The following is a 17,106-nucleotide window of genomic DNA, read 5'->3' on the forward strand; positions in this document are numbered from 1 at the left end:
GCCCTTCATGCCACCGTGTGCAGGAGCGCCAGCGGCTCGCGAGCCCAGCCCTCGCCATCGAAGTAGAGGCCGTCGCCCACGTTCCACTCGAGCAGGCGAAGGTCGTGCCCAAGCGCCCTCGCGCCCTCGAACAGGGTCCGGCAGCGGCTCTGCTCCGATTGCTCGCCATCGCCCCAGCCGATGTCGGTGATCGCCCGTGCCACCCCCTCGTAGCCGTGGGCGTAGGGCGCAAAGCTTCGCACTCCAGCGGCCGCGCACGCCCGAGCGAGGCCCGAGACCCCGGCCGTGGAGCTCCCCCCTGCTCCTCGTGCGTACTCCTCGAAGCGCTTCTGGAGCACGGACAGCGGCAGCGACAACCACTCGGATGGAAGCCCACCGAAGAACGGAGCGGGGAACTCACGCATGCACGCCAGGGCCAGATCCGCCGGGCCATTGCGGCGGCGGTCTTCCTCGAGCACGTCGACCATGTCACCCGCGGGGTCCTTGCCGCTGTCCACCAGGATCAAGACGGAGAACTCCGGCGTGGTCACCCGGTAGCAGTTGCCCCAGTTGCGAACGGGAAACCAAAGTGGTGCTCCCTCGACCACGGGCTGCTCCCCGAAGAACGGCAGTGCTTCGAGCTCGATGTCTCCGACGACGGCGGTCTCCCCCCAGTCGAGCACCAGGTGGGGAATCCGCAGCTGCTGCAGCTCTTCGGCTGGGCATGCCCTCGACAGGATGTTCAGGCGAGGCACCCGGGGAACGATCAGGGCCGTCTGGTCGCCGAGGAACGGAGCCAGGCCCGGAGGATGCCAATGGTCCCGATGGGTGTGCGTGATGACGACGCCATCGGCGTCATGCACGAGGACCGGGGCGTCCTCCGGCAGGAGGTGCGAGAAGGCGATGGGATCGAGCACCACGACCGTCGTGGCCGAGACCACGAGCAAGGTCGCGTGGATCCATCGGTAGATGCCCGGCAGCAAGACGCCCTTGCTCCGCAGGACCGTTCGACCGAGGTCTGCGGCGAGCGCATGCGTCCTGGGCGTCGAGCCGCCCGCGAAGAGGTCGAAGAGCTCCTCCTCGGCTCCCCGCACCCCGTTGGCGAGCACCTGGAGCACGATTGCGGCGTTCTCGGACGTCAGCCTGCCGCCGTGGCCCGCCAAGTTCAGGCTCCAGGCGGGCTCGGGCAGGTACTCGTGCAGCTGGTGCTCGCGCGGCAGCAGGAATCCGCCCCGCAGGAAGTCTCCCGGGGTGAGCAGTGCCTGCTGTCCGGCCTCGGCCACGGAAGCCTCGAGCCATCGTGAGATCCGCCGGGGATCGAGCTCGTCGGCCAGACAGCGGTCGAGCCGACGCCGGTTGTGGCTCGTGACCGCCTCGCCCGTGGTGAGGTGAGTGAGATCGATGATCATGACGCCTCTACCCCACCACCCACCTCGAACGCCCGAAACGAGTGCAGCGTCTGGAGGATGTCGAGCAGGGCTTCGGCGTCGACCGAGCCGGCACCATCCTCGTCCGACGACTCGCCGGAGTACCGTTGGACCAGCTCCTCCACCCGAACACGCGCACCGGTGTTCAGCTCCTCGACGAGCGCCACGATCTGAGGGAAGTCGGGGACGGGCAGCATGCGACCCGACGCTCCGAGGATCAGCAGATCGCCGTCGCCGAGCACCACGATGGGATGATCCGGCGGGCAACGAATGATCTCGTCGAGCGACAGCTCGTCGGCGCGTGGCGGCGGCGGCACGAGGCCGTGGTTCGACACGCGCTTGGCCCACTGGATCACCACCGACCGTCGCAAGCTCTCCGAGACCACCTCGACCGCCTCGCGCAGCGGGTCCGGCATGACCTGTGCTGCCCCCGAGCGCACGTGATGGCTGGCGTCGTCGAGCAGACCCTCGGTCGGAAATCGTGCACGCTCGAGCACGCGCACCATGTCGGCGTGCAGCACGTCGGGCACGGGATCGCGAAACTCTCCCAGCGCCAGGGTGGCCGTGAGCCCACCGGTCGACTCCGCAATGTGCCAGTGGGACGACGGCCAGTAGAACAGGTCCCCGGCCTCCCCCTCCAGCACCGTCGCCTGCTCGAGGTAGCGCGAGTAGTCCTTCGTGGGTGCGTCCACGCCCTCGAAGACGTGCGCGGGCCAGGCCAGCAGGCGCTTGCGACCGGCGACCACGCTCGTGAACACGTCGAGGGTGTCTCGGTGCACACCAAACGGCGTGCGGGAGTAGTTTCCGACGAAGACGTCCGCCGTGGCTCCGCCGGGTGGAAATCCGGTGCGCGAGAACCACGAGCCGAAGAAGTCTCGCAGTCGGGCCCAGAGCCGCGCGTCGAAGCGATGGTAGTTGTTGAGGATGATCCCGAACCCCCGCCCGGGGCACGCCTCCTCCACCCGCGCGGCATGGCCTTCCAGGGACTGGTCCTCCACGCGCGGGAGGAGCTCTCGCGGAGGGTCGATCGCCTCTCCGTCGAGGAAGAACCGCAGGTGCCACTTCTCGCCCACGGCACGCTCTTCGCCGGCGGCCTGCACCAACACCTGGAAGAGCTCGTCGGCCGTCACCAGGGGAGGATCGAAGGGTCTACGCCAGACTCGCGGAGCGCATCGATGGTTCTGCGCGAGGAAGGACGACCAGAATCCTGATGGGATGGCCAAGGCGCTCTGCATGTCATCGCGGAGCTCCAGCGGGAGCACCTCGAAGTGGAAGAGTATGAAGCTCGTGTCCGTCGTTCAAGCTGGAGATGGATCGCTCGCAACCGCGAGGGCGAGCTCGGCCCATCATGTTCGATCGCGAGCGCGAGCACTGCCGTGGCTCGGAATCCACCGGCGAACGCGTGGATCGTGATCGCTCGTGCTCGAGCGCGAAGGGCCGAGCGATGTCGGCCCCGCGTCGGCTACGATGCAGGGCGTGTCCGCGCTTCCCCTCGCCACTGCCGGCTCTGCGCTGTTGATCGATGCGGCCGGCACACTGCTGCGCCCGGCCGAGTCGGTCGCACGCACCTACGCCCGCCTCGCCGCGCGCCATTGCGAGATCGACGAGCACGCGGTGGCCGAGCGGCTGCCGGGGATCATGCAGCGTGCTCGCGCCTTGCGTGCGGCCCAGCCCGACTGGCGGCCGTACTGGGCCGAGGTGGTGCGGGTGAGCACCGGCTGCGACTCGCCCGCGCTGCTCGACGCCCTGCTCGAGCACTTCACCCGCGCGGAGGCCTGGCGCGTGACCGAGGGCGCCGAGCGCTGCGCCCGGGCGGTGGCCGAGCGCGGCATGAAGGTGGCCGTGGTCTCCAACTGGGACGTGCGGCTACGCGCCACCCTCGAGGCGCTGGGCGTGTCGAGCTGGATCGACGCGGCGATCATCTCGGCCGAGGTCGGCGTGGAGAAGCCCCACCCCGAGATCTTCCACCGCGCCTGCGAGCGTCTCGGAGTACGGGCCGATCGAGCGCTGCACGTGGGCGACGATCACCACGACGACGTCGATGGAGCCCGCGCCGCGGGCTGCCTGGCGCTGCTGTGGCCCGCGGAGGTCGGAAGCTTCGATGCGCTCGCGCAGCGGCTGCTGGGAGACGAGCCCTCGCAGCCGTAGCTACTCCTCGGCCGCGTCTGCGCTCGGCTCCTCTGCCAGCAACCGATCGAGCACCGCCTGCAGCTGGTTGCCGTCCTCGGCCGCCTCGTCGAGCGCCAAGAGGCGCAGCACGAGCTCGCGATCGAGGTTCTGCGCCACCTCCACGTCGATGATCTCGGCGTGCTCGGCCTCTCGCACCCCGCGGCGCTCGGCTTCTGCCAGCCGCCGCACCGCCTCGGCGAGCTGCTCGGAGATCTGCGCCGTGCCAAGCGCCGTCTTGGCTTCGTGCTCGGCTCGCTCGCTGCGCGTCGTGTACCAGGCACGCAGGCGCTCGGCCACCGCGGGCTCCACCAGGCCATCGCGCTGCAGCTCGTGCAGCTCGTCGAGCGCCCGGCGGGTCATGATGCTGGTGGCCCGCGCCTTCTCGTAGACGTCGTGACGCTGCTTGCCGGTCAACAGACCCAGCCGGCCGAGCAGCGGTCCCATGGTCAAGCCCTGCACGAACAGCGACAGGCCCACCACGCCGAACACCAGCGTGACGAGCAAGGTGCGGCCCGGAAAGCTCTGGGGCAGGGTGAGGATGAGGACCATCGACAGCGAGCCCCGCAGCCCGCCCCACACCAGCACGTGGCTCCACACGCGCGGCAGCGGGGTGGCGAAGCGGTTGGCCAGCGGGACTCCCACGTACACCGCCACCGCACGCGCGATCACGATGGCCACGAACGCGGCGACGATCGCCAGCCCCTGGTGCCACAGCCGCCAGGGCTCGAGCTCGAGGCCCACCAGCAAGAAGATGAACGAGTTGGCGAGGAAGCCCGCCAGCTCCCAGAAGTCCTCCACCGCGTTGTGGGTGGACGAGCTCATGCCGAAGCTCGCGCCGTAGGAGCCGGCCACGATGCCCGCGAACACGGTCGACAGCACGCCCGAGCAGTGCAGCTGCTCGGCCACCAGGAACGAGCCGTAGGCCAAGAGCACCGTCAGCGTGGTCTCGATGAGGTGATCGTCGATCTGCCGGGTGAGCACCGTGAAGGCTCCGCCGAGCGCCACGCCCACCAGCGCCCCGCCGCCGCCCATGCGCAGGAGCGTCTCGAGGCCGTAGGCCAAGAGCGAGGCCTCCTCGGGCATCACGTTGTGGCCGGTCGAGAGCCCGTAGACCCCGGTGACGATCACGAACAGCACCACCGCCACGCCGTCGTTGAGCAGCGACTCGCCCTCGACCACCAGGTAGAGGCGCTTGGCCACCCCGAACTGCTTGAACAGCGCCAGCACCGAGACGGGATCGGTGGCCGCGATCACCACCGAGAACAGCCACGCCTCGCGCCAGCCAAAGCCCTCCACCAGGCCCGTGGCCCCCAGGCCCAGGTAGAGCAGCCCCGCCGAGGCCCCGCTGGCCAGCATCACGCCGGGGACCGCCAGCGTCACGATCGGCGCCAGGTTGCGCCGGAACTCGGCCAGGTCGATGTGGAACGCGGCCTCGAACAGCAGCGCGGGCAGCAGCAGCAGCAGCAAGAGATCGGCATTGAGCTCCACGTCGTGGAGCACGTCGAGGTCGAGCCCTCCGAGCACCAGCCCCGCGACCACCAGGGCCAGGGTGTAGGGCAGGCGAAAGCGGCGCGCTCCCATGCCCACGAAGGCGGCCACCAAGAGCAGGATGAGGACCTGGACCTCGACGTGATGGATCATCGGCGGGCGGGGTCTTACCAGCGGCCCCGCGGCGCCGCCAGGCGGTGTCACGGAGGCCCTCGAAGGTTTCTTCGATCTGGAGAAATCAACTTCGCACGTGGTGCGTAGCCTGGCCGCCACCATGAGCCGCACACAGTTGGGAATCCAAGGGAGCAGCCGTCTTCGCCGAGCCCTGGGCCTGGGCCTGTCCGGGGCGGCGCTGGTCGGGCTGATCTACTTCGAGGGCGTATCCGCCCGGGCCGAGGACGCCGACGCGCAAGAAGCGGGTGCCCTGGCCGACGAGGACTGGAACGACGAGGCCGAGGCGGACGAGGCCGAGGCGGACGAGGCCGCAGAGCTGGCGCAGAGCGCCGTTCCGGCTGCAATCGAGACGTCGGAGCCGGCGGCCGACCCCAAGCCGATGCCCGCCGCCCTGGCGAAGGCCGAGACCGCCGAGCCGGCGGTGGCAGCCGAGCCCGTGGTCCTGGCCAAGGCCGACGCCAAGGCGCTGGGCACCGAGACGGCCGAGATGCCCACCGACCCCGAGGCCGACCTGGTGGTGGTTCCCGACCTCGAGGGCATGACCCTGCGCAAGGCGCGACGCGAGCTCAAGGCGGCCGGGCTCAAGCTCTCGGTTCGCGACGAGTGGGGCTACAAGGTCGCCCGCGACGAATACGCCTACTACAAGGTCCGCAGCCAGAAGATCGAGGCGGGCACCAAGGTCGAGGCCGGCTCGTGGGTGCGGGTCAAGGCCCGCGAGCGCTACGAGGTCTTCCAGGGCTACTGATCGCCGGGGTCGGCGGGGGGCAAGGCGATGCTCGACGAGATCGTGCGCGTGCTGATGTTCGCGGGGCTGGCCGGGCTGGCCTTCGTCCCGCTCGAGCGTCTGTACGGCCACCATCGGGATCACGATCACGGTCCCCGTCGCGGCCGCCTCGCCGATGTCTCCTTTGCCACCGTGGGCACGCTGATGGTGTGGGCGGGCCTGGTGACGGTGGTCGCCGGGTTGCTCGCGGTGGTCGAGCTGTACTCGCTATCCGAGCCCCTGCTCATCGGCATCCACTCCCGTCCGCTGCGCATGGTGGCCGACGTGGCGGTGGGCCTCTTGGTGTTCGAGCTGATGGGCTACGCCTACCATCGCCTGGCCCACACGGTGCCGTGGATGTGGCGACTGCACGAGGTGCACCACAGCTCCGAGCGCATGGACTGGCTGGCCTCGTTCCGGCAGCACCCGCTGGAGATCCTGCTGGTCACGCTGGTCCAGAACATCCCGCTGGTGCTGCTCGGGGTCTCGATGGGCGCGCATGCGATGGTGCTGCTGCTGTTGCGGCTCAACACCGTGTTCGTGCACGCCGATCTCGATCTGCGACCGGGGCTGTGGAGTCAGCTCGTCGCCTCGCCGCGATTCCATCATCGACACCACCAGCGCGACGGCGCGGCGCGCAACTACTCGGCCTTGTTTCCGTGGATCGACCGGCTGCTGGGGACCTACGACGGTGGCACGGCCGGCCCGGTCGGCGTGGGCCGGGTGACGCCACGGACGTTCTGGGGGCTGATGGCGATGCCGTTCGTACGACCGGCGTGGGCACGCGCGCCGCAGCGGGCCTCGCGGTAGCGGGTGCTCGCTACGCCTTCAGACTCTTGGGTCGCGGGCTCATCCGGTCCATCACCCAGCGGGTGATCCCGGGGAACAGCCGCGCCAGCACGTACGCACGCGGGTAGATCACCCTCGCCTTGCGGCGCTCGATCGCCCGCACCACCAGCTTGGCCAGCGTTCGGGTGTTGCCCACCGGCAGGATCCCCGTGGGGTCCTCTGCGTAGCGACTCACGGCGGCCGCCGCCATCTCGGTGTGCACCGGGCCCGGATACACCGTGACCACGTGCACGCCCCGTGGGGCCACCTCGGCCCGCAGCGCTTCCGAGGCAGCCGCCAGCGCGGCCTTCGAGGCGCTGTAGTGATACATGCCCAGCGTGGGCGCCAGCGCGGCCAGCGAGGCGATGTCGACGATCGTGCCGCGACCGCGCTCGAGCATGCCCGGCAGCACCGCATGGGTGAGCCGAAACGGTGCGAGCACGTTGACCGCGAGCAAGCGCTCGCCCTGCTCGGGCTCGACCTCGTGGGTCAGCGCCACGATCTGCACCCCGGCGTTGTTGACCAGCACGTCCACCGGCCCCAGCTCGTTCTCGGCCCGTCGCACCAGCCCCGGCAAGCTCGGCAGGTCGGTGACGTCGGCCACCAGCGTGCGAACCTTGGCCCCGGCGGGAAGCTGCTCGGCCACGCGTGCGAGCTCGGCCTGCCGCCGGGCGACCAGCGTCAGGTCGTAGCCCGCCGAGGCCAGCCGCTTGGCCAGCGCCTCGCCGATTCCCGCCGAGGCTCCCGTCACGAACGCGTGCATCGTGCGCATGCTAGCAGAGGCACCGATCGGTCGGCGGCGCTCAGGGCGACTTCTTGCAGTGGGTGATGCTCGACTCGAAGGAATCTCGGATCACCTTCTTGGCGGTCGCCGGGTCGGCAATCGTTCCCTTCGCGGGGAACAGCTCCTCGTAGACCCGGAATGCAGCGACACAGTCCTTGGCCCGCCCAAAGCACGCGGCCGCGGTGTGGAACAGCGCCTGGGCGCCGCCCGAGATCTGCGTGTCATCGGGTCCCGTCGCCTTGACCTTGGGGATCAGGCGCCTGGCCACGTCGAGGTTCTCGCGGCAGTACTCGGGGGTGCGCGTGTTCATGTACGCACCGTCTTGGAGGTTGAACAGCGCCGCGAGCAGCTTGTCGCGGTCGGTGCTGTCACCGCCGCGGCACCGCATCGAGCCCAGCTGCTCGGCCGTGATGTCGGCGCGCTCCTTGGTCATCGCGGTCTCGACCTGGTACCACTTGGAGATCCGCTCCTTGCCCTTTTGGCACTGCCCCACCAGCATCTCGCACTGGCCCTGGGTGATCGCGAGGCGGCGGTGCATCTTCGGATCGATGCGCACGATCGCCTGGAGATCCTCGAGGCAGCCCTGACCGTCGCCGTGGTTCATCTTGCGGCTGGCGCTCTCGACGAGGTCGGCCACGTCGGAGCCGCCCGCAGCGGCGATCATGCCCAGGCCGAGACCCGGCTCCTCTCCATGGGCGCCCGACTCGGCGCCCGAATCCGGGCCCGTGTCGGCTCCCGGACCCGGTGCGCCGGCCGATGCAGCCGCCGCGCCGCCCTTGCAATCGCACACGCACTCGCAGGGCGGACACGTCACGGGCTCGCTCGGCTGTCGAGCGTCGCAGGCCAGCAGCAGGCCGATGAGCAACCACGCGCGTCGCATCGATTCGTCTCTCCCCGCAGCTCGGGCGCGGTGGGCCTACTTGCCCCCGCCCTTGCCCTTGCACTTGGGGTACAGCGCATCGTACTGCCCGCGGACCACCTCGTCGAGCTTGGCCGGCTCGCCTTCGTAGTAGCCGCGCGCCTTCTCGTCGACCCGGCTGAGGAAGAGCTTCTTCTGCTCCCCCCACACCTTGTCGCACGCGCCAGCGCGAGCCATGCACATGAGGTGCATCTGCTTGACCTGATCCGGGTTCTTGGCGCTGTTGACGTTGTAGTCCTCGCCGTCCTTGGGCTCGACCTTCTTGGCCAACGAGTTGATCGTCTTGAGCTTCTCGTCGCAGAACGCGACGTCCTTCTTGGTCGTGGAGGCCGCCACGGAGAGCTCGTTCCAGGCCTTGAGCAGCGTGTCGCGGTCGCTCATCTTGCCCTGGCAGTACATCTGCATGTAGCTCTCGACCTGCTTGTCGAGCATCTCGTCGCCGTACTGGGCGATCGGGCCGTTCTCCATCGTCTTGCGCAGCAGCTGCTTGCCGGCGTCGCACTTGCCCGCGAGCATCAGGCACTGGCCGCGCGTGTAGGCCAGCGGTGACTTGGGATCGGTGGAGGCGTGCCCGGGGTCGGCCTTGGCGTGCTTGTCGAGCTCCGCCAGGCAGCCCTTGCCGTCCTTGGCGTTGGCCTTGGCGGTCGCCGACTCGTAGTGGGCGCGCGCCTGGTCGTTCATGTCGATCTTGGCCGCGAGCTGCCCGGCGGCGTTGAGCGAGTCCACCGTGTCGGGGGCCTTCATCGCCTCCTTGTCGGGATCCTCGCCGTCGCGAACCTTGCGCAGCGACAGGCGAATCGGCGCCTTGCAGCCGGCGACCTCCGTGGCGGAGTCGGAGCGGCACACCCCGAGGTCGCCGCCCTTCTTGTCGGCGTTGCGCTTGCTCGAGGTCTGGCCGCCCGCACCGAAGCCATACACGCTGCCGCCCACGTTGGTGTTGACCTCGGTGGCCGAGCCCAGCGCGAACGCGCCGAGGTTGAAGCCGTGCACGAAGTGCGTGGCGCCCTCGCAGCCGGGGTTGGTGTCGAGGTCGGCGCGGTAGACCGCGTCGCGGGTGGCCTCGCGCTTGCCGGCCACGTAGTACTCCATGTGGAAGCGCTCGCCGCCGCTGACGCGACCGCCGAGGGTCGCGGTCCCGAGCGGGAGCTTGGCGTAGAGCTCACCCTCGTTGGAGATGTCGATCGTCTCGAGCGAGCCCGAGGTCCACTCCGGCGGCTTGTACGAGCCCTGCTCGCCGCGAATGCTCTCGTTGCGGCACTCGTCGAGCACGACCAGGTTGCAGCCCTCGTAGCGCACCACGACGATGTCGTTGGCCGCGTGGGACTCGAAGCTCGACATGTCGGTCGCGTCCCACTCGATGATGAAGGGCTTGAGGTGGTTGTCGGGGCTGCAGGCGTTCTGACCGGCAAAGGTCGTGCCCATCAGCTCGCTTTGGCCCGACGCGCGGTTCTTGCCCATGGCGGGCTTGGTGGTGCAGGCGCTGCTCGTGAGCGCGATCGCGCAGCCGGCAATGGCGATCAGGATTGGAAGTCTCATGACGCTCGTGTTCTTCTTCTGGGAGGCCTTGGGCCCGATGGATGGGGCGCGAATCTACCCCAGGTCTGGCCCTAGGACGGGCGAGGTCGCGCCAGGTTGCACGGACGGGGTTTGCGGGGCTCTTCGGCCCTTTCCCGCAGAGCCCTGCCAACCTCCGCGGGGCCGCGCGGGGCTCGGGCGAGCACGCGTGGCGCGTGGGGTACGCAATTCGCTGGGGCCCGCGGTCAGTCGATGCGCACGCGCAGGCGTTGACGACCCCAGTCGCCGGGGGGCCCATCGAACACTCCGGGCAGCTGGTGATCGCACTCGGTGCAGCGGCCGTGCGCATCGAGGCGATAGGTCCCCAGCCGATACCAGTCGCGCTCGATCACGACCGCATGGCAGGCGGGGCAGTAGGTGCTCTGCCCGACCTGGTCGTGCACGTTGCCGGTGTAGACGTGGTGCAGCCCGTGGCGCAGCGCTTGTTGGCGGGCGCGGTGCAGCGTGGCGGGGGGCGTGCGCGGCACGTCGGTCATCTTGAAGTCGGGGTGGAAGGCCGACAGGTGCAGCGGCACCTGCGGCCCGAGCTCGCGCACCATGAAGTCACAGAGTCGATCGACCTCGTCCTCGCCGTCGTTGTGTCCGGGGATCAGCAGTGTGGTGACCTCGAGCCACACGTTGGTCTCGCGCTTGACCCACCGCAGGGTGTCGAGCACCGGCTGCAGGTGGGCGAAGCACAGCTTGTGGTAGAAGCCCTCGGTGAACGCCTTGAGGTCGATGTTGGCCGCGTCGAGGCAGCCGAAGAACTCGGCGCGGGCCTGCGGGGTGATGTAGCCGGCGGTGACCGCCACCGTCTTGAGCCCGCGCGCGCGACAGGCCGCCGCGGCATCGATCGCATACTCGGCGAAGATCACGGGGTCGTTGTAGGTGAAGGCCACGCTGCGAGCGCCCGTGCCCACCGCCGCGTCGGCGATGCGCTCGGGCAGCGCGCGATCCATGAGCCGGTCGTGCTCGCGGGCCTTGGAGATGTCCCAGTTCTGGCAGAAGCGACAGCCGAGGTTGCAGCCCGCCGTGCCGAACGACAGCACGCTGCTGCCCGGCAGGAAGTGGTTGAGCGGCTTCTTCTCGATGGGGTCCACGCAGAACCCCGAGGCGCGGCCATAGCTGGCCAGCACCATGCGATCGCCCCGATTCTCCCGCACGAAGCAGAACCCGCGCTGGCCGTCGCGGAGCTTGCACTCGCGCGGACACAGGTCGCACTGCACCCGGCCGTCGTCGAGGCGGTGCCACCACCGCCCCTCCACCACGGTGGGGTCGCGGGGATCGATCGCGGGGGCGGGCATGGGAGAGGCAGGATAGCAGGCCGTCAGCGCACCCACACCCGCATGCGCCCGAGGGGCTCCCCTGCGGCCGCGCGCTCCCGCAGCACTCGCTGCAGCCGCTCCACCAGGTCCAGCGGCTCGTCGGACTCGAGCCCCTCGTAGAGGCGCTGGCCGAGCTCGCCCACCACGAGGTCGTCGGAGGCCTCGGGGGAGGCGAGCACCTGCTCGCTGCCCGCCACGAGGAAGGCGAGCGCGAGGCTGATGCCGGCGTTCTGCACGTCGAGCACACCAGTACGGCAGCCGTTGAGCACGACCCAGCGTGGGGCACGGTCGAGCTCGAGGATCCGCTGCACGTCGAGGCGGGCCGGGGGTCGCAGCTGCAGGTACGAGGGCCAGCCAGGGGCTCCGCCCGCGTAGGGCGGCCACGAGCGCACGTCGTCTTCGTGCACCGCGGCGTCGGCGTGGCCGGCGTAGTGGAAGAGCTCGGCATGGGCGAGGTCGCCGAGCACCTGCAGCAACGAGCCGGGATCGGCCGGGACGCGGGTCGACCAGCCCGCGCGGCGCAGGTGCTGCTCGGCGGCCTGGATCTCGGACGATACGGCCCACAGCGAGCCCGTGGCATCGCCGAGCAGGAGCGCGGTGGGGGGGCCCTCCGGCGGCAGCGGCTCCGGTCCGGGGAGCTCGACCGCATAGCTCACCGCGGCGCGGGTCTGGAGCGACGCGCCGTCGAGCGGCAGCGTGTGCACGTCGAGGTGGACCGCATCGCCGATTGCGGTCACGCGGATCCGGCGGGCGCGCATGAGCGGCTCGCGGAGGGGCTCGAGCAGCAACCGCGCGAGCTGACGCGGCTCGGACGAAGGAGGCAAGCCCGGCCCACGCACGCGGTGCGCGACGATCCCATGGTCATCCTCGGCGAGCAGGATGAAGCCGTGCTCCAGCGGGTGGATCACCAACAACAGCTCGCCGGGGGCGCGGGCGGGGAGCTCCTCGCAGTGGAGGCGTGCCGCGTGTCGGCCCCGCGCGAGCGTGAGCTCGTTGACCCGCAGCTGCAGCGCTTGGCGTTGCGCCTCGGCGTCTCGCCGCAGGCGCTGCAGCTCGCGACCGGGCAGCCCTCGACCCGCGATCTCCATCGCGTTGGCCTGGGCCTCGATCCGCAGGTGGGCATGCGCCCGCTCCCGCAGCTCCTCCCGCGCCACCGGGTCGAGCGACGCGGGCAGCACCAGAGGGCGCAGCGCTCGGGCCCGCGACAGCCGAGCGCTACACAGGGCCTCGGGCAACCGCTTCTGCGCCACGAGCACGTCGAGCAGGCGCTGCGTGGCCTCGGGGCCCAGCGCGCCCGCAGTGCTGCGGCCGGCGCCAAAGATCGCGAGCTGCGAGATCTCGTCGTAGAGCGCTTCGGCGCGGCGGTAGTGCGCGATCGCGGCCTCGACGTCGCCGGTGCGCTCGGCCACGCGGCCACGCAGCACGGCGAGCAGCCCGCGGGCTGCCGGTGTGCCCACCTTCTCGGCGATCGACTCGAGCACCTCGATGCGTGGGGCCACGGTCGCCTCGTCGGCCCCCTGCCGCAGCCGTGCGCGGATCTCGAGCGAGAGGGCTTGCAAGTGCTCGTAGGGCTGGAGCCGGGCCTCATCGATTTGTTGGAGCTGGGCCAGCGCCTCGTGAGGACGACCGGCGTCGAGGGCTGCCCGGGCAAGACCGATGCGCACCCCGCCGACCTTCTCGGGGCTTGCGGCCGCGCCACCGGGCTCGAGCAGCGCCAGTGCCTCGTGGTAGGCCGCCTTGGGATCGAGCTCGTCCCGTCCTGCCGCGTGCAGCTGCAAGCCGATCCAGCCGAGGGTCCGCCATGCGGAGGCAGCGTCCTCGGGAGCAACCGGGCGCTCGTCGAGCACGGTGCGTACGTGCTGGGCCCAGTGCGTGGCGGCGCCGAGGTAGCCGAGCTCTACGAGCAGCTCGGCGTACATCATCGGTGCGTTGAGCTCGAGCTCGTCGTCGCGCAATCGCAGGGTATAGCGTGCGGCCTCGCGGTAGGCGATCGCCGCCTCGTCGAGGCGACCGAGCTTCCAGTAGACCTGACCCCGTGAATTGGCGAGCTGGGCCCGCCCATAGGGCGTTCGACTCGCCGGCAGCCCGGCCACCTCGTCCAGCAGCAGCCGCGCGTGCTCGGGCTCCTCGGCGGCCAGGCCATGCGCAACGGCCAGCGCGGCGTACACCGTGTCGGTGCTCCACGGGGCCTCGCGCAGGAGCGACTCGAGGCGCGCGCGGGCCTGCGCGAGCCGTCCTTCGTTGATGTCCTCCACGATCGCCGCGCTGGCTCGCCGCACCGCGGGATGCGGGTCCTCGGCCGACAGCCGCAGCGACCACGAGGCGCTTGCACCGTGCCCGCGGTCGAGAACCACCCGCACGCTCGAGGCCTGCACGGGCACCTCGAGCTCGAGTCCCAGCCCGAGCAGCTCATCTCGTCGGTACCACTCGGGCTCGATGCGCTGGTCGTCGAGCCATACGACCGCGTGCTCTGCCTCGGGATCTTCGATCCAGAGCTGGAGCCGCTCGGTCACGAGCACGCAGGTCGGCACCTCGTCGAGGGTGACCACGTCGCACCCGCCGTACTCGACGACGAGCGCCTCGGCCTCGCCGTCGGGGGTGGAGCGGGCATCGCCGCTTGCCAACGAGCACAGACCCAGCAGCAGCGCCGCGCGCCATCGGGAGCGACGAGCGTGCGGGTCACCGTGGGGGCGGGAGGATCTCGATGCGCGTGCGGAGCAGCCGGACTCCGGCCCCGAGCTCGCGCTCGTCGACGTCGCACGTGATCGGCCGGGGCAGCGCATCGGCGGTGCCCACCACGAACAGCAGCTCCTCGATGCCCACCGAGAGGCCCAGCGCCGCCACCTCACTCTCGATTACTACTATGCCGCTGGGCTCGGCACGAGGCACCACGGGCAACGGACGCGGACCGTCGTCCTCGCAGGCGTAGACGGCCGCCTCGACCCGGCCCGGCACGGCGGTCCACGGGCGCAGCGTGGCCCGGAAGCGCCGGTCGGCGTAGAAGCGGGCCACCTCGGTGGCCGAGGGCTCCGCCGCGCGGTCGAGCCTCGCGGTGCCCTCGAACTCGGGCTCGTAGCTCGGCAGCGGCGTGGTCTCCCGCCACGGGATGGCCACCACCAGCACCAGCGCAGCCGCCAGCGCGAGCCCCACGGTCATGGTGCCCCGCCACCACCATCGCGGTCGTCGCGACGGTGGTGAGAAGCCCTCGCGGAGCAGCCGCTCCAGCCGCTGCTCGTCGACTGCGTCGTCGCCCGGCCGAAACAGCAGCTTGGAGCGCTCGATGAGCTCGGGATCTTCGTCGGCCTCGACCCGGCGTGCCGCCTCTTCGACGGAGATCGCCCCGCGTGCCGCCTCGAGCCAGGGCTCGGGGGTGGACTCCAGCGCCTGTCGAGCCGCGAGCGCTTCGAGGATGTCTTCGGCCGCCATGCTGACCTCCATCTACGTTCGACCCTCGCCAGGGCTGACATCGTCCGGCGGAATCGACGGGCGATCGCAGGAGAGCGACGATGACGCGAAGAGCAGCAGCACCAACGCACGATGGAGCACTGCCTGTACGCGCTCGGCCGTGAGCGGCCGTGAGCCGGCGTGCCCGTCCTCGAGGAGCATGGCCGAAAGCTGCACCAGCCTGCTGCGCAGCCGGGTGAGCCGCTGGTAGGCCGCGTCCTGGCCCAGGCCCAGCTCGGGGGCGACCTCCTTGGCCTCGCGCCCCAGCACCATCACGCGCACGAACAGCTCCTCGTCCACGTCCTTGATGAGCGGCCGCGCCCTGGCCCACAGCGCATCGAGGAAGTCGCGCTGCAAGAGCGCGCGCTCGATCTCCTCGGTCGACTCGGAGTCGGCGGGCGCGAGGGCGGCCTGCTGGCGAGCATGGCGGCGCAGCACGGTGGCGGCCCGCGAGGCGGCAAGCATGCGCAGGAAGAACCCCAGCTCGCCGCGCGAGGGATCGTAGCGGCGCAGCGCCCGGCGGTCGTTGGCCAGGATCTGGGCCCAGACCTCGCTCAGCACGTCCTCGAGCTGCGCCGACATCGAGGGCCACGCCCGCATGCGGGCTGCCACCGCACCTCGCACGACGCCGGCGTAGTGGCGGTAGAGCTTGGTGAACGCGGCGCGATCACCATCGAGGGCGAGGGCGATGGTGTGGGGATCGAGCTCGACCCACTCACGGGTGGGCTTGCGCCTCAGCATCGCGGGGCCTCCTCTCGAGCCGTCGAATCGAGGGCTCCAGGACCCCATTCGAGGGCGATCGTCGATTTCCTCGTCGCGGGGCGAATTCTCCATGCCCCTCGCGGGACCTCCTCGACGAACTCGGGTCGCCCCGATGCGCGGGGGCGATCGCGATGCCCCCAACCCTCGCGCAGAAGCTGGATGTGACGATGACGATGTACTCGATGACGGCGGGCCTTTGGGCCCTGACCCTTGCGTTCACCCAATCGACCGTGGCCATGGCGGCCGAGGAGATCCCCACGTCGATCACCGAAATCGGTGGCTCTTCGGAGTACCCCGACCCGATCTGCACCACGTGCAAGGTCAAGACCGTGCGAAGCTCGCGGTCCGAGGCCACACATGCGTTCATCGAGCTCGACTACACCGAGTCGTCCTCGTTCTCGGGTGAGCTCGAGGTGACGGTGTGGCTGGCCGATGGCGACTTCGACACGCTGATCGTGCCCGACGTGGCGCTCGCGTACGGCAGCACCGGGTGGTTCGAGATCGGTCGTGGAGACACCTGGGCCTGGGACGAGGTCGAGGCCGTGGAGCTCGAGCTGGTCTCGCAGCTCTAGCGCGACACGGCCCCCTCGGGACCTGCGCCCGCGGCTGCGGTCGCGGGCGCAGCCGCGGGTACGGCTCGTGCGCCTGGTCTCCTGTCGCATGGGCATGCCAGGAGCGTATACGGAGGACAGCGGGGTCGTCTGACATTCGAATGTGGCCTCGACGACGACGGCCGAGAACGGGTCCGTGATAGGATCGACGCCGAGCTCGACCGGGCATGACCGCGACCTCCACCGTCCCCCGGGACGAGATGCTCCTGGCTCGCTGGTGCGACGGCGACGTCGGGGCCGGCAACGAGCTCATCAAGCGCTACCTTCGACCCCTGCGGCTCTACTTTGGATCCAAGCTGTCGTCGGAGGCCGACGTGCAGGATCTCGCGCAGGCGACCCTGGTGGCCTGCGCCGAGCGGCAGCGCCACGAGGGCAGCCGGCTCGAGGGCGTGGCCAGCTTTCGTGCCTACCTGTTCGGCATTGCGCGCAACAAGCTGCTGCGCTTCTACGAGCACAAGGGGCGCAAGGCCGCATCCGGGGAGCGCGAGGACATCGGCTCGGTGCCGCTGGCCGACCTCTCACCCGGGCCGTCGACCCTGGTGAAGCTGCACGAGCGGGTCGACGTGCTGCTCGTGGCCATGGCGGCGCTGTCGATCGACCAGCAGACCGCGATCCAGCTCAAGTACTGGCATGGCCTGACGCAGGACGAGGTCGCCGACGCGCTCGGGGTGCCGCTGGGAACGGTGGCGCGCAGGATCCACGAGGCCAAGCGCAAGCTGCTCGAGCGCTATGCCGAGCTCGACTCGGGACAGGACGTGCCGCGGGGTGAGCTGAACGATGACGAGCTGCGGGAGTCGCTGATCTCGATGGCCCGGCGGCTGCTCTGACGAGCGAGCCGCGTCGACCGGGGAGGGGAATCGAAGCTCCCGCCAGGGTTGA

At 70.3% G+C, this 17,106-nt stretch carries 15 protein-coding genes; 5 read left to right on the forward strand and 10 right to left on the reverse strand.

The features are described from left to right. Nucleotides 1–5: 5 nt before the first annotated feature. Both OEB96_RS44585 and OEB96_RS44590 read right to left on the reverse strand, forming a co-directional pair. The gene (locus OEB96_RS44585) at nt 6–1,388 is read right to left on the reverse strand and encodes an MBL fold metallo-hydrolase (protein WP_266223096.1); all 1,383 of its coding nucleotides are present in this window, start codon (nt 1,386–1,388) and stop codon (nt 6–8) included. Further along, entirely contained in the window at nt 1,385–2,536 is a 1,152-nt protein-coding gene (locus tag OEB96_RS44590; RefSeq protein ID WP_266223097.1) for a cupin domain-containing protein, read from the reverse strand. The genes OEB96_RS44585 and OEB96_RS44590 overlap by 4 nt, the downstream gene beginning before the upstream one ends. A 346-nt stretch (nt 2,537–2,882) precedes the next feature. Between OEB96_RS44590 and OEB96_RS44595 the strand changes: the two genes are divergently transcribed. After that, nucleotides 2,883–3,554, forward strand: coding sequence for an HAD-IA family hydrolase (locus tag OEB96_RS44595; protein ID WP_266223098.1), 672 nt, complete (start codon nt 2,883–2,885; stop codon nt 3,552–3,554). On the opposite strand, the gene OEB96_RS44600 is transcribed toward OEB96_RS44595, so the two are convergent. Continuing rightward, complete coding sequence (locus tag OEB96_RS44600) at nt 3,555–5,216, reverse strand: cation:proton antiporter (RefSeq protein ID WP_266223099.1); 1,662 nt, start codon at nt 5,214–5,216, stop codon at nt 3,555–3,557. Between the two features lie 121 nt (nt 5,217–5,337). On the opposite strand from OEB96_RS44600, the gene OEB96_RS44605 reads away from it, so the two are divergent. Continuing rightward, nucleotides 5,338–5,982: a PASTA domain-containing protein gene (locus tag OEB96_RS44605; protein WP_266223100.1), complete on the forward strand. Its 645-nt coding sequence runs from the start codon at nt 5,338–5,340 to the stop codon at nt 5,980–5,982. 27 nt (nt 5,983–6,009) lie between these two features. Continuing rightward, nucleotides 6,010–6,810 (forward strand): sterol desaturase family protein, encoded by an 801-nt coding sequence (locus OEB96_RS44610; protein ID WP_266223101.1) that lies wholly within the window; start codon nt 6,010–6,012, stop codon nt 6,808–6,810. A 10-nt stretch (nt 6,811–6,820) separates the two neighbouring features. Here OEB96_RS44610 and OEB96_RS44615 read toward each other — a convergent pair whose 3' ends face one another. From OEB96_RS44615 to OEB96_RS44645, 7 genes are all read right to left on the reverse strand, one after another. Beyond that, on the reverse strand, nt 6,821–7,591 hold the full coding sequence (locus tag OEB96_RS44615; protein ID WP_266223102.1) for an SDR family NAD(P)-dependent oxidoreductase: 771 nt from the start codon (nt 7,589–7,591) through the stop codon (nt 6,821–6,823). Between the two features lie 40 nt (nt 7,592–7,631). Further along, a complete protein-coding gene (locus tag OEB96_RS44620; RefSeq protein WP_266223103.1) occupies nt 7,632–8,492 on the reverse strand; it encodes a hypothetical protein in 861 nt (286 codons plus the stop codon). Nucleotides 8,493–8,528: 36 nt separating this feature from the next. After that, nucleotides 8,529–10,067 carry a hypothetical protein gene (locus OEB96_RS44625; RefSeq protein ID WP_266223104.1) on the reverse strand — a complete coding sequence of 513 codons (1,539 nt, stop codon included), beginning with the start codon at nt 10,065–10,067 and terminating at the stop codon, nt 8,529–8,531. Nucleotides 10,068–10,291: 224 nt separating this feature from the next. Then, nucleotides 10,292–11,389, reverse strand: coding sequence for an AmmeMemoRadiSam system radical SAM enzyme (gene amrS, locus OEB96_RS44630; protein WP_266223105.1), 1,098 nt, complete (start codon nt 11,387–11,389; stop codon nt 10,292–10,294). Nucleotides 11,390–11,412: 23 nt separating this feature from the next. Then, nucleotides 11,413–14,034 (reverse strand): CHAT domain-containing protein, encoded by a 2,622-nt coding sequence (locus OEB96_RS44635; protein ID WP_266223106.1) that lies wholly within the window; start codon nt 14,032–14,034, stop codon nt 11,413–11,415. A gap of 55 nt (nt 14,035–14,089) precedes the next feature. Further along, a complete protein-coding gene (locus tag OEB96_RS44640; protein ID WP_266223107.1) occupies nt 14,090–14,836 on the reverse strand; it encodes a hypothetical protein in 747 nt (248 codons plus the stop codon). A gap of 12 nt (nt 14,837–14,848) precedes the next feature. After that, nucleotides 14,849–15,595 (reverse strand): RNA polymerase sigma factor, encoded by a 747-nt coding sequence (locus OEB96_RS44645; protein WP_266223108.1) that lies wholly within the window; start codon nt 15,593–15,595, stop codon nt 14,849–14,851. 152 nt (nt 15,596–15,747) lie between these two features. On the opposite strand from OEB96_RS44645, the gene OEB96_RS44650 reads away from it, so the two are divergent. Both OEB96_RS44650 and OEB96_RS44655 read left to right on the forward strand, forming a co-directional pair. After that, entirely contained in the window at nt 15,748–16,188 is a 441-nt protein-coding gene (locus OEB96_RS44650) for a hypothetical protein (RefSeq protein ID WP_266223109.1), read from the forward strand. A gap of 206 nt (nt 16,189–16,394) precedes the next feature. Further along, a complete protein-coding gene (locus OEB96_RS44655; RefSeq protein WP_266223110.1) occupies nt 16,395–17,054 on the forward strand; it encodes an RNA polymerase sigma factor in 660 nt (219 codons plus the stop codon). Nucleotides 17,055–17,106: the final 52 nt, after the last annotated feature.

Source organism: Paraliomyxa miuraensis, from assembly GCF_026337845.1.
Taxonomy (GTDB): domain Bacteria; phylum Myxococcota_A; class Polyangia; order Nannocystales; family Nannocystaceae; genus Paraliomyxa; species Paraliomyxa miuraensis.

Coding starts and splice junctions, on each gene's coding strand:
- OEB96_RS44585 (WP_266223096.1), bottom strand. CDS start 1,388: ATGATCATCGATCTCACTCACCTCACCACGGGCGAGGCGGTCACGAGC.
- OEB96_RS44600 (WP_266223099.1), bottom strand. CDS start 5,216: ATGATCCATCACGTCGAGGTCCAGGTCCTCATCCTGCTCTTGGTGGCC.
- OEB96_RS44605 (WP_266223100.1), top strand. CDS start 5,338: ATGAGCCGCACACAGTTGGGAATCCAAGGGAGCAGCCGTCTTCGCCGA.
- OEB96_RS44610 (WP_266223101.1), top strand. CDS start 6,010: ATGCTCGACGAGATCGTGCGCGTGCTGATGTTCGCGGGGCTGGCCGGG.
- OEB96_RS44615 (WP_266223102.1), bottom strand. CDS start 7,591: ATGCACGCGTTCGTGACGGGAGCCTCGGCGGGAATCGGCGAGGCGCTG.
- OEB96_RS44620 (WP_266223103.1), bottom strand. CDS start 8,492: ATGCGACGCGCGTGGTTGCTCATCGGCCTGCTGCTGGCCTGCGACGCT.
- OEB96_RS44625 (WP_266223104.1), bottom strand. CDS start 10,067: ATGAGACTTCCAATCCTGATCGCCATTGCCGGCTGCGCGATCGCGCTC.
- amrS (WP_266223105.1), bottom strand. CDS start 11,389: ATGCCCGCCCCCGCGATCGATCCCCGCGACCCCACCGTGGTGGAGGGG.
- OEB96_RS44640 (WP_266223107.1), bottom strand. CDS start 14,836: ATGGCGGCCGAAGACATCCTCGAAGCGCTCGCGGCTCGACAGGCGCTG.
- OEB96_RS44645 (WP_266223108.1), bottom strand. CDS start 15,595: ATGCTGAGGCGCAAGCCCACCCGTGAGTGGGTCGAGCTCGATCCCCAC.
- OEB96_RS44650 (WP_266223109.1), top strand. CDS start 15,748: ATGCCCCCAACCCTCGCGCAGAAGCTGGATGTGACGATGACGATGTAC.
- OEB96_RS44655 (WP_266223110.1), top strand. CDS start 16,395: ATGACCGCGACCTCCACCGTCCCCCGGGACGAGATGCTCCTGGCTCGC.